Consider the following 11,371-nt stretch of genomic DNA (forward strand, 5'->3'; position numbering starts at 1 on the left):
TTATTGATTTTTTTGTTCAACGACAACGCTGATATCGGCGAGTAATTTTTCACTTAAAAACTGCCGGTTAACTTGTACTAATGTCTTTAACTTGATATTAGCGGCTTGGACTAAGTTGTACACCTGCCATAACTGTTGTTTATTGATGACACTTTTTTGTTGGTTTTCATACCCTGCTGTTGGCCAGCCCCATTGATTACGCATCAAATTAACTAAAACTTTTTCCAACCAACGAAAGCCATCATGACGTTCAACCAATAAGGTTAATATCTCTGTACGGTATTGATGAGCGCTTAAATAATCTTTGACCTTATCACGAAACGCAGTAAACGCAACAGCAGTTGCTTCGTCTGTTAATTCGCTAAGATGGCTAAGGTTTACAAAAGCATCATTACCCTGTTTTTTATATTCAGCCAAAAGTTTTTTGCCCACCGGTGGGCGTATTTCAAATTTTTGACAACGACTGATAATAGTGGGTAACAACACATCACTGCTATGCGTTGTTAACATAATAAAACTTTGAGATGTTGGCTCTTCTAAAGTTTTTAATAACGCATTAGCTGCTGATACTGTCATGGTGTCAGCATGATTGACTAAGGCTGTTTTTGCGATGCCGATATGAGCGGTTTTCTCAAAAAATTGGCTCAGTTTCCGTATTGCATCTACGCCAATAGTATTTTTTTCATTAACAATAGTCAGATGATCCGGATAACTGTCATTTGCAAACAACTTGCAAGTTTTACAATAACCACAAGGCTGAAAAATAAACGGCGGCACACTTGTCGTTTCTTCGCTTACTTGGCTTAAGTTTTCTTCTGTTTCTTGTTGTCTATTTTGTGTTAGGTCTTGGCACAGCAGCACGTTAATCAGCCAGTGCGCTATTGCTTCTTGACCCGCGCCATCAACACCAGAAAATAATAAGGCATGAGGAAGTTTATTGTCGCGAATTTGTCGAGACAATTGCTGCTGAAGCGCCAATAACCAAGTTTTCATCTGTTAGCCTTGTTTACTATTGATAAAAGCTTCGACTGCTTTGACTACAGCTTCGTGCACCAGATCCATCTCTTGGCTCGCATCTATAATATCTGTGCTGTCTGACGCTTGTGCTAAGGCTAGATATTTGTTGCGTACGCGCTGAAAAAAATCAATTTTCTCTTGTTCAATCCGATCTAATTCGCCTCGCGCTTGTGCTCGAGCTAAGCCTAATTCTGGCGCAATATCTAAATAAACGGTTAAGTCGGGTGTAAAGCCCTTTAAGGTAACATCAGCTATAGCATTCATTATCGCATCGTCAAATTGTCGTCCACCACCTTGATAAGCCCGTGATGATAAGTCATGTCGGTCACCAATCACCCACGTACCTTTTGCTAGGGCGGGTAAAATTCTATTAACTAGCAATTGACTACGACTGGCATACATCAACAACAGTTCAGTTTCTTGCGTTAGCTCTTCATCGTGACTGACTGATTTTACAATATCTCGCAGAGCTTCAGCTAATGGCGTACCACCAGGCTCTCGAGTTTTTATAAAAGGGATATTATACTTATTTAACACAGCTTCAATAACGCTAATGGCTGATGACTTACCAGCGCCTTCTATGCCTTCGACGACAATAAACTTACCTTTGTTCATACTGAAATCATCCAAAATACTTTAATTAAAATGTTAACGTTAGTTTTTCTTACGCTGATACTGGGTTACCGCACGGTTATGATCGGCTAGATTTTTGGAAAATATATGTTCGCCTGCGCCATTGCTGACAAAATACAAATATTCACTCAACTCTGGATTTAATGCGGCTTGCAGTGCTTGAGCACCAGGTAACGCAATGGGTGTTGGCGGTAAACCTTTTATTTTATAGGTATTGTAAGCAGTTTTTTCTCGCAAGTGAGCGTAAGTGATATCGCCTTGGTAACGCTCACCTAAACCGTAAATTACCGTTGGGTCAGTTTGTAAACGCATTTTTCTATTTAAACGGTTAACAAATACCGACGATATACGAGGGTGTTCCGTGTGTCGGCCACTTTCTTTTTCAATAATTGACGCCATGATCAGTGCTTGATATGGCGTTTTGTAGGGTAAATTTTCAGCTCTATTATGCCACTGCACTTCTAACGCGCTTTGCATTTTTTCATATGCACGTTTGATGATGCTCAAATCCGTTGTATCTTGGGTAAACGCATAAGTATCAGGAAACAGCCATCCTTCAGGATTATCTTGCTCTATGGATAATTTTTTCGCGATGGCCACTCGTGTTAAATTAGCAAGTTGATGGGTAATATGTTGATGTTGTGCTAACTGAGCTAAGACTTGCTTGAAGGTACTTCCTTCGATAAGGGTAATAGAAAATTGATGTTCTTTACCTGACACCACCAAATTAAGCAGTTCTATCGTACTTATGTTTGCCTGTACTTGATAGGTTCCTGATTTTATTTTGCTATCTTGAGGATTAAATTTCACATAACTGCGTAGCCAAAAACGCTCTTGCAACCAGCCTTTCTCAACCAACTGCTTGGAAAAAGCATTAAATGAAGTACCGTGCTTAATCGTTAAAAACTCAGTTTTTTTAATCGCTAGCGGCTGCTTAATTTTCATTTCTGACGTTATTATAATGCCAACAACAGCCAAAATACTTAACAGTACACAAACCGCTAAAGTCATTAATGTTCTTTTAACCAACAACGATAGGCTTAAAAAAAATTTTTTCATTTTTGTATCTTAGCTTTCAACGTTAAGGCATTGGCTTTGTATGCTTTTAACGTGTGAAATATCCAATTGTTGACCATTAAAAATCTTAACCGGCACTATACCTAAAATGGCGTTACTAATAAACATCGCATCGATATTATCTAATTGAGCCAGTGGATAATTATCTTGTTGAATATTTGAATTATTTAACAATATTTTCGCCCGCATTAAGCCAGCGACACCGGCAGTGGTTAATATCGGTGTTTGCCATTGCCCCGCTTTTAACCAAAAGACATTAGCACTACAACATTCAATAACACTGCCATTAATATCACTAGCAACTATATCATCCTCTGTGCGTCTATCTAGTTCGGCTCTTAACATAACTTGCTCTAAACGGTTTAAGTGTTTTAAACCAGCCAACATAGGATTAATACCTAGCTTTTGCTCACTGATCCCTACGCAAATCCCTTGCTTTTGCCACTGAGGATAAAATTTAGGATAATCACTAACGGAAATAATTACCCTAGCTTGCTCTGCACCAAGGCGCGAATAGCCACGGCCGCCGCTGCCACAGGTAATAATAACTTTGACAATGCCGAGCTTAATTCCTACGCTGATTTTTATTATACTTTCTTCTAGCGCAGGTAATGCTAATTTAGGTAAGCCTAGTTGCTGACTTTGTTGTGCCAAACGATTGAGGTGCTCTGGCAACATAGCCACTTTACCATCAGTAATCAAAGCGGTGGTAAAACAACCATCACCATAAGCTAAGCCACGATCATCAATTGATATCGAATTAGCTATTTTTCCGTCTACAAAACTTAATATCATAATTGCCATAAAAAAGCCTGAATACACCAGTATTCAGGCTTAAGCTTTTAAATTCAAGCGCTATTAAAATTAAAAGTACATTTGATGTAATAACCTGACTTTCAATCTCTACAGTTAACTAAATTCTTTTAAAGATCAACGAGCCATTTGTACCACCAAAACCAAATGAGTTACACAACACGTAGTCTAAATTAGCATCTCGTGCAGTATGCGCAACATAATCAAGATCACAGCCCTCATCAGGGTTATCTAAATTAATGGTTGGTGGCACCGCATTATTAACTAATGCTTGAATGCTGAAAATTGCTTCAACAGCACCGGCAGCACCAAGTAAATGCCCTGTCATGGACTTAGTTGACCCGACCATGACATCAAAAGCTGACGTACCAAATACAGATTTAATCGCATTGGTTTCGGCAATGTCGCCGGTCGGTGTTGAAGTGCCATGAGCATTAATATAACCAATTTTAGCAATATCAACTTTCGCATCATTGATGGCATTTTTCATTGCTAAAGCCGCACCTGCACCATCAGCCGGCGGTGAGGTCATATGATATGCATCACCACTCATGCCAAAACCTGCTAATTCAGCATAAATTTTTGCGCCACGGGCTTTCGCATGCTCATACTCTTCAAGTACAAGTACACCCGCACCATCGCCCAAAACAAAACCGTCGCGGTCTTTATCCCATGGGCGTGAAGCTTGTTGCGGTGCATCATTTCGCGTTGACATAGCACGTGCAGCACCAAATCCCCCTAGACCTAATGTGGTTGATGCTTTTTCTGCACCACCAGCAACCATAGCATCAGCATCACCGTAGGCTATCATACGGGCTGCATGGCCAATATTATGTACACCACTAGTACAGGCGGTAACAATCGAAATATTGGGGCCTTTCAAGCCAAACATAATGGATAAATGACCAGCAATCATGTTGATAATGGTAGAAGGTACAAAAAATGGTGACAATTTACGTGGACCATTATTTAATAATTTAGCATGATTTTCTTCAATAAGACCTAAGCCACCAATGCCTGAGCCAATAGCTACACCTATACGTGGGGCATTTTCTTCGTTAATTTCTATACCAGAATCTTTAACGGCTTGCACACCAGCAGCAACCCCATATTGAATAAATAAATCCATTTTTCTGGCATCTTTACGAGCCATATAGTCTTCTGCATCGAACCCTTTAACTAAACCGGCAAAACGTGTTGGATACTCAGTAGTATCAAAATGCGTAATGTCAGCAATACCACTTTTACCAAGTAGTAGATTTGTCCAGGTTGATTCAGGGCTGTTGCCTAGAGGGCTAAGCATGCCAAGACCGGTTACTACAACGCGTCTCATGAGATGTGCTGCCTCCGATAGAATTGAATAAAAGCGGGAGTTTAATTTCAGCTCACTTAGCGCTTAATTTCACTTAAGTTAAGTATTTGCTGCAAATATTTTCAAACTATAAAAACAAATCAGGCGGTAATTAAACCGCCTGAAATTAATCACATTCGTTTATTATTACTGGTTAGCAGTAACGTAATCGATTGCGGCTTGAACAGTTGTAATTTTTTCAGCTTCTTCATCTGGAATTTCAGTATCGAATTCTTCTTCTAATGCCATTACTAATTCAACAGTGTCTAGAGAATCTGCACCTAAGTCGTCAACAAAAGAAGCTTCAACTTTAACTTCGTCTTCGCTTACACCAAGTTGCTCAATAGTAATTTTTTTTACGCGTTCTTCAATAGTGCTCATTTTTCTTCCTTTACTAGAAAATACAATTTTTCAGAATTGTATGTAGTTTATTCGTCAAAAGCCGACCATGCAAGCTTCTAATTTTACTTTTTTGCTGGTCTAATCTGTTGACAGTATATAATTTGTTCGAATCTAACATAAAATCGCCAAAAAGCAAACTTGTGTTAAACCATGTACATGCCACCATTTACGTGTAATGTTTCACCCGTAATATACGCCGCGCCATCAGATGCTAAGAAAGCAACAGCGTTAGCAATTTCTTCCGGCTTACCTAAGCGGTTGGCCGGTACTTGAGCAAAAATGCCTTCTTTTTGCTCATCCGTTAATGTTTGGGTCATATCTGTATCAATAAAACCAGGTGAAACTGTATTAACGGTTATGCCACGAGAAGCAACTTCACGTGCTAAAGATTTCGTAAAGCCGATTAATCCAGCTTTCGCAGTCGCATAGTTAACCTGACCCGCGTTGCCCATTGTACCCACAACCGAGCCAATATTAATGATGCGGCCATGGCGCTTTTTCATCATCGCGCGTAATACCGCTTTGCTGATTTTAAAAACCGATGTTAGATTGGTATCTATAATATCATTCCATTCATCATCTTTCATTCGCATTAGTAAATTGTCACGCGTAATACCGGCATTGTTGACTAAAACATCAACTGACCCATGTTTTTCTTTGATTAAATCAAACATAGCGCTGATTGAAGCATCGTCAGTGACATTTAAGACCAAACCTTGGCCTTCACCTAAATACTCACTGATATTAGCCGCACCGTGTTCAGAGGTTGCCGTACCAATAACATTACCACCTAAAGCTTTAAGTTGTGTTGCAATAGCTTTACCTATACCACGACTTGCGCCCGTCACTAAAATGACTTTACCGTCTAATGAAAACATATAATTTTACTCTACTGATTCTAATGCTTTGGTTAACGACGTACTGTCATTAACAGATTGACAACTGATGGTTTTATCTATGCGTTTTAACAAGCCCTGTAATACTTTACCCGGTCCTGCTTCGATCGCAATTTCAATACCCTGTTGCGCTAAATACTGAATAGTTTCTGTCCAACGAACTGGGCTATATAATTGCTTAATAAGTGCTATTTTAATAGCTTCAACCGAGTTTTCAGCGGCAACATCAACATTGTTAACCACTGGTATAGTCGGTTCATTAAAGCTAACATAGTTAAATTCTTCTGCTAACTTTTCTGCCGCATCTTTCATTAATGCACAATGCGATGGTACGCTTACCGGTAGAGGTAACACGCGCTTTGCACCGGCTGCTTTACATAATAGACCTGCTCGTTCAACGGCCGCCTTATGACCAGCAATAACCACTTGCCCAGGAGAATTAAAATTCACCGCTGAAACAACGTCATCATTTGCCGCTTTTGCACAGGCATCAATAATAATTTTATCATCTAAACCAATAATGGCAGCCATAGCACCAACGCCTTCAGGCACCGATGCTTGCATGAACTCACCACGCTTCTCTACGAGCTTAACAGCATCCGCCAACGATAACACCCCTGCGCACACTAGCGCTGAGTATTCACCTAAACTATGACCTGCTAACAGTTTAGGTGTTGTAGATGAATTAGCATGCCATACACGCCAAATGGCAACACTAGCAGTTAATAACGCAGGTTGGGTAAAATTTGTTTGGTTTAACTTTTCAACTGGCCCTTGTTGAACCAAGTGCCATAAATTGTAACCTAGTGCTGCAGATGCTTCAGAAAAAGTACTTTGTACTACTTCATTTTCAGCAAAGTCCGCCAACATAGCTAGAGATTGTGAACCTTGACCGGGAAAGACAAACGCTAAATTATTTTGCATTATTAGACCTAATTAAATTTAATTTTTCACTGTATCAACGTAAATCATTGCCCGATCTACGCTGCTGTAATTGCTCAAGCTTATATTTACCTGTTACACGGTATATAACCAAAAATATTATTTGTGGCATAAACTATGTTCAAGCTTATCTTTGATTTTTGTCGGTACTTGCCGATCAACCTCGGTAATAGCTTCAGTAATCGCCGTATAAAATGCTGTTACATTGGCGTTACCATGGCTTTTCACCACAATACCGCGCAATCCTATCAAACTTGCACCGTTGTACTGGTCGGGGTTCATGGGTTTAAAGAGCTTTTTTAAGGTTTTAGACAATAATTTGCCCATGATTCGCGCTAAAAAGTGTTTTTTGATAATTTCTTGTAGTTGTGTATAGACCATTTTGGCCACACCTTCACAAGTTTTCAATGCAACATTGCCAACAAAACCGTCACAAACAATAACATCAGCTTTATTAGTAAAAATATCATTACCTTCTATAAAACCAATATAATTAATATCATCATTGGCCTGTAAATAGCTGGCGGTTTGCTTGATATGATCACTACCTTTATTTTCTTCTTCACCCATGTTTAATAACGCGACTTTTGGATTTTCAATACCGTCAACCTCTTTTGCCATGACTGAGCCCATAATAGCAAATTGATATAATACGTTTGAGTCACAAAAAACATTCGCCCCTAAATCCAACATAAAAACATGTTGCTCAGACTTGTTGCTAGGTAATGCAGAAATTAGTGCTGGGCGCTCTACTCCAGGTAAGGTTTTTAAGACAAAGTGTGCCATTGAAAAAAGTGCCCCCGTATTACCCGCGCTCACGCAAGCTTGTGCTTGGCCCTCGTGAACCAAATCTAAGGCCTTGCGCATGGATGACTGCTTTTTATTACGCAGAGCAAAAATAGGTTTATCATTCATCTCAACAACTTGGGTTGTTGGGTATAAGATTATTCTTGGATGAGGGTAAAATTGTTTTTTTGAAAGTGTTTCAATAATGACGGTTTCGTCACCACACAATAATAAGTGAAGATTGGGGAAATTTTCTATTGCGAGCATTGCTGCAGGAAGTGTTACGTGGGGGCCTTGATCGCCCCCCATAACATCTAACGCTATGGTTAGATTAATCAAGGTAATCGTTACAGATTACTTATTGATTACTTTAACACCTTTGTAAAAGCCATCAGCTGTTACATGGTGACGACGGTGAGTTTCACCAGATACTGGATCTGTTGATAAATGCGTTGCCGTTACTGCGTCATGTGAACGGCGCATGCCACGTCTTGAACGAGACTTTTTGCTCTTTTGAACTGCCATTGCCTACTCCTAAAAATTTGGTTATTAGCTAAAAATTAACTATTTAAGTTTTTTCAATACATCAAATGGACTCGGTTTTTCAAGCTCTTCAGGCAATTTACCCCAAACACTATCAGCCGGAGACTGACAATCTTTGATCGAATGCCTTGGAATTAATGGAATCGCGAGTAAAAACTCATCTTCCACTAACTCAAGCAAGTTAACTTCACCATTTTCATCTAATTCAATTGCGTCATAATATGACGGCAACTCAGCTTCAGCTTCAACGTCTTTCACTGGGCTAAAAGTAAAACTTACTTCTAGTTCCAATTCGAACTCTTCAGTACATCGCTGACAAGTTAATGCAACTGTTGCCGATGAGGAACCTGATATTACTATCAAGCCAACTTCATCCACATCAAAAGTGGCATTTACTTGGACCTGCTCAGACTGTGTTTGACACACAGCTAGCAATCTATTCATCCCAGATACTTCAAAGTATCCGTCACACACTAACTTTCGCTGTGCGCTTCTGGATGGGTCTATCGTTATCGGGAGTTTAAGATTTTTCATAAGGCGCGCATAATAAGGTGCCAATCACCTAGTGTCAAAAGAAAAATAGCTAAATGTGTTTAAAAACTCAAGATAGGCCATATATTAACAGCAATCTGTTTATATTTTGAGTGATATTAATGAAAAAACTTGTTTTAGGTTCCACCTCCCCTTTTCGCAAAGAAATTTTAGCAAAACTTAATATTCCATTTGTCTGTGCTAAACCTAATATCGATGAAAGCGCATTTGACGACGAGTCACCCGTTGAGTTAGTTGAACGTTTAGCCATTGAAAAAGCTAAAGCAGTTGCCGGCGAATTTCCTGACGCTTTAATTATAGGCTCAGATCAGGTAGCAATGTGTGACGGTGAAATACTTGGCAAACCACATAACTTTGAAAATGCCGTTAAGCAACTAGAAAAATTTAGTAATAAAACTGTCGTTTTTTATACCGGCTTATGTGTCTATGACAGCGGTTTAGATTACACAACCGCTGTCATAGAGCCTTTTTTAGTGCATTTTAATCAGCTTTCGCTAAGCGACATTGAAAATTATCTGCACGCAGAGCAACCCTATAACTGTGCCGGCAGTTTTAAAAGTGAAGGATTAGGTATTTGTTTGTTCAAAAAGCTGGAAGGTGATGATCCCAACACTTTAATCGGTTTACCGCTTATTAAATTGGTTGAGTTATTAAAGCAACATGATGTTAATGTATTAGCTGAACAAGTCAGTGTTTAAATAAACTCACTGTGCTGCTTAAATTAGCGCTTAATTTGACGTTGAATCGGATTAAATAGCACGGGAAAATATTATCTGTTCTAGTAACCGTTTAAGTTCTAGCATAAATAGCTTAACTAACCAAAAGAAGTGATATATTGATTGATCAACATGGCGTGTATCTCTTTTAGTTTCCATCTACGACTTTAGTTTTCATTTACGAATTGTTTTATACCCGTTTAACTCATTAAGTGTTCTACTTCTTTCATCAAGCAAATGACTAAATATAGGGCAAAAAGTTTAGTCATTAGTTATGCTACTTTGTAACCCTATAATTTTTCATTTTTAACAATGAAAAATTAGCAGATAATCGATTAACTGGGTATTACCGTGCGTTATTTATAACAGTATGAATCACACCTAGGCTTAAATTTTGCTAGTTGATCGATTAACTTATAATAACTAATGAGCTATTTTTATATTTTTTATATTTGAATTATCGCTATCATCACTTAAGCATAACTATAATTTATCTAGACTCTGTTTAAGCGATGTTTAAATTTCTTTTCATTATAAGCATGTTGTTACCTGCTGTTTAAGCAAATGAAATAGACTTAACCGCTTTAGGTGATTTAAACAAAATCGAATATTGCTGAAATTGAACAGGCTGGCAATCTAGATTTTGATGACCCTTCATTGTTATATCAATCCATTATTCAGTTTCAAAATTATAACTATATTAATTTAAGTTATTTTAGTCCCTTCATTCTACAGTATTATTTTCATAACTTTCACTCTAGAGCTCCTCCATCTTTTATTTCTCACCATACGCTTATAACATAACATTAAGGTTTTATTTTATTGATGAGTCGTGCTCTAGTTTCTATAAGTTAAACAGAGCAATATCTCGCTAATACCAAAACCTGAATTTGAGATAAATGAAATACCTAAAAGCTAATTTTGTAGCTATGTATTTTTCCTGCATTGTGTTTGCCGTGGTTTTTCATTCAAAATTTACAACTGTGAATTTTAGCTCAGCAGTCTCTATTTAATCAAACGAGTTGGTTTCGATAAGCACCGGGTTATTAACGTTGAAAAATAAAAAGTATTCAATAACAACCAATAGAATCCAGTTATTGATCATTAGAATAATATTTATACTGCCATCTATTATTCTAATGTGAGGTTAAATCAATAGTTAAAAACATTTGTTTAGATATGAATTGACCGGTCGACATTACTGGCAACAAATGCAGAAAAATTCAGAGATAAGTATGAAAAAATTATATTTAGTTAACTTAGAAGATACCGATAATATCTTCTCACAGACCAGTTTGAAGAAATTAACTGACAATCACCTACGGCAAAAATATTCACTAATTTTAAAGTTCATAAAGCTATCATGATTGGCGGCGATACTATGGCTGTGACCGCATTAGAATTAATGTTAAAAACCCACATTAGAATAAACATTGTGGTCTCAGAAAAAAATAACTTTATTGGCCTAATCAGCACCAATGAATTGTCTGAGCAGCACATTGTGGCAAAGCTATCTAAAGGGGTTTGTCGAGAAGATGTGTTAATTAAAGATTTAATGATTCCAAAGTCAGATTTTCATGCTTTTGATTATCGTGAATGATTAGATGCATCAGTTAAAGATCTAGTGTCAACTTTAGAAAATC

The 11,371-nt window shown here is 38.0% G+C and carries 13 protein-coding genes; 2 read left to right on the forward strand and 11 right to left on the reverse strand.

Annotated elements, in window-relative coordinates; genetic code table 11:
* The 11 genes from H4J46_RS06205 to yceD all read right to left on the reverse strand — a co-directional run bounded on the left by H4J46_RS06205 (position 1) and on the right by yceD (position 8,994).
* Positions 1 to 993, reverse strand: coding sequence for a DNA polymerase III subunit delta' (locus tag H4J46_RS06205; RefSeq protein ID WP_182232667.1), 993 nt, complete (start codon positions 991 to 993; stop codon positions 1 to 3).
* A 3-nt stretch (positions 994 to 996) separates the two neighbouring features.
* Complete coding sequence (gene tmk, locus H4J46_RS06210) at positions 997 to 1,632, reverse strand: dTMP kinase (RefSeq protein ID WP_182232668.1); 636 nt, start codon at positions 1,630 to 1,632, stop codon at positions 997 to 999.
* Between the two features lie 39 nt (positions 1,633 to 1,671).
* A complete protein-coding gene (mltG, locus tag H4J46_RS06215) occupies positions 1,672 to 2,709 on the reverse strand; it encodes an endolytic transglycosylase MltG (protein ID WP_259365703.1) in 1,038 nt (345 codons plus the stop codon).
* A gap of 9 nt (positions 2,710 to 2,718) precedes the next feature.
* Positions 2,719 to 3,531: an aminodeoxychorismate lyase gene (gene pabC, locus H4J46_RS06220; protein ID WP_182232669.1), complete on the reverse strand. Its 813-nt coding sequence runs from the start codon at positions 3,529 to 3,531 to the stop codon at positions 2,719 to 2,721.
* Positions 3,532 to 3,640: 109 nt separating this feature from the next.
* Positions 3,641 to 4,873 carry a beta-ketoacyl-ACP synthase II gene (fabF, locus tag H4J46_RS06225; RefSeq protein WP_182232670.1) on the reverse strand — a complete coding sequence of 411 codons (1,233 nt, stop codon included), beginning with the start codon at positions 4,871 to 4,873 and terminating at the stop codon, positions 3,641 to 3,643.
* Positions 4,874 to 5,038: 165 nt separating this feature from the next.
* Positions 5,039 to 5,272, reverse strand: a complete 234-nt coding sequence (gene acpP, locus H4J46_RS06230) for an acyl carrier protein (RefSeq protein WP_077286054.1) — start codon at positions 5,270 to 5,272, stop codon at positions 5,039 to 5,041.
* A gap of 164 nt (positions 5,273 to 5,436) precedes the next feature.
* Positions 5,437 to 6,171 carry a 3-oxoacyl-ACP reductase FabG gene (gene fabG, locus H4J46_RS06235; protein ID WP_182232671.1) on the reverse strand — a complete coding sequence of 245 codons (735 nt, stop codon included), beginning with the start codon at positions 6,169 to 6,171 and terminating at the stop codon, positions 5,437 to 5,439.
* 6 nt (positions 6,172 to 6,177) lie between these two features.
* The gene (gene fabD, locus H4J46_RS06240; protein ID WP_182232672.1) at positions 6,178 to 7,113 is read right to left on the reverse strand and encodes an ACP S-malonyltransferase; all 936 of its coding nucleotides are present in this window, start codon (positions 7,111 to 7,113) and stop codon (positions 6,178 to 6,180) included.
* Positions 7,114 to 7,230: 117 nt separating this feature from the next.
* On the reverse strand, positions 7,231 to 8,256 hold the full coding sequence (gene plsX, locus H4J46_RS06245) for a phosphate acyltransferase PlsX (protein WP_220462958.1): 1,026 nt from the start codon (positions 8,254 to 8,256) through the stop codon (positions 7,231 to 7,233).
* A 15-nt stretch (positions 8,257 to 8,271) separates the two neighbouring features.
* A complete protein-coding gene (gene rpmF, locus H4J46_RS06250) occupies positions 8,272 to 8,442 on the reverse strand; it encodes a 50S ribosomal protein L32 (RefSeq protein WP_077286058.1) in 171 nt (56 codons plus the stop codon).
* Between the two features lie 39 nt (positions 8,443 to 8,481).
* On the reverse strand, positions 8,482 to 8,994 hold the full coding sequence (gene yceD / locus H4J46_RS06255) for a 23S rRNA accumulation protein YceD (protein WP_182232673.1): 513 nt from the start codon (positions 8,992 to 8,994) through the stop codon (positions 8,482 to 8,484).
* A 119-nt stretch (positions 8,995 to 9,113) separates the two neighbouring features.
* On the opposite strand from yceD, the gene H4J46_RS06260 reads away from it, so the two are divergent.
* Both H4J46_RS06260 and H4J46_RS06265 read left to right on the forward strand, forming a co-directional pair.
* A complete protein-coding gene (locus H4J46_RS06260) occupies positions 9,114 to 9,710 on the forward strand; it encodes a nucleoside triphosphate pyrophosphatase (RefSeq protein WP_182232674.1) in 597 nt (198 codons plus the stop codon).
* Positions 9,711 to 11,109: 1,399 nt separating this feature from the next.
* A complete protein-coding gene (locus tag H4J46_RS06265; protein WP_182232675.1) occupies positions 11,110 to 11,328 on the forward strand; it encodes a hypothetical protein in 219 nt (72 codons plus the stop codon).
* The last annotated feature ends 43 nt before the right edge of the window (positions 11,329 to 11,371 follow it).

It is taken from the genome of Colwellia sp. MB02u-6, assembly GCF_014077095.1.
GTDB lineage: Bacteria > Pseudomonadota > Gammaproteobacteria > Enterobacterales > Alteromonadaceae > Cognaticolwellia.

Excerpts from the sequence above, each read along its gene's own strand:
- H4J46_RS06205 (WP_182232667.1), bottom strand. The coding sequence starts at position 993 with ATGAAAACTTGGTTATTGGCGCTTCAGCAGCAATTGTCTCGACAAATT.
- tmk (WP_182232668.1), bottom strand. The coding sequence starts at position 1,632 with ATGAACAAAGGTAAGTTTATTGTCGTCGAAGGCATAGAAGGCGCTGGT.
- H4J46_RS06265 (WP_182232675.1), top strand. The coding sequence starts at position 11,110 with ATGGCTGTGACCGCATTAGAATTAATGTTAAAAACCCACATTAGAATA.
- fabF (WP_182232670.1), bottom strand. The coding sequence starts at position 4,873 with ATGAGACGCGTTGTAGTAACCGGTCTTGGCATGCTTAGCCCTCTAGGC.
- mltG (WP_259365703.1), bottom strand. The coding sequence starts at position 2,709 with ATGAAAAAATTTTTTTTAAGCCTATCGTTGTTGGTTAAAAGAACATTA.
- pabC (WP_182232669.1), bottom strand. The coding sequence starts at position 3,531 with ATGGCAATTATGATATTAAGTTTTGTAGACGGAAAAATAGCTAATTCG.
- yceD (WP_182232673.1), bottom strand. The coding sequence starts at position 8,994 with ATGAAAAATCTTAAACTCCCGATAACGATAGACCCATCCAGAAGCGCA.
- H4J46_RS06260 (WP_182232674.1), top strand. The coding sequence starts at position 9,114 with ATGAAAAAACTTGTTTTAGGTTCCACCTCCCCTTTTCGCAAAGAAATT.
- acpP (WP_077286054.1), bottom strand. The coding sequence starts at position 5,272 with ATGAGCACTATTGAAGAACGCGTAAAAAAAATTACTATTGAGCAACTT.
- rpmF (WP_077286058.1), bottom strand. The coding sequence starts at position 8,442 with ATGGCAGTTCAAAAGAGCAAAAAGTCTCGTTCAAGACGTGGCATGCGC.
- fabG (WP_182232671.1), bottom strand. The coding sequence starts at position 6,171 with ATGTTTTCATTAGACGGTAAAGTCATTTTAGTGACGGGCGCAAGTCGT.
- fabD (WP_182232672.1), bottom strand. The coding sequence starts at position 7,113 with ATGCAAAATAATTTAGCGTTTGTCTTTCCCGGTCAAGGTTCACAATCT.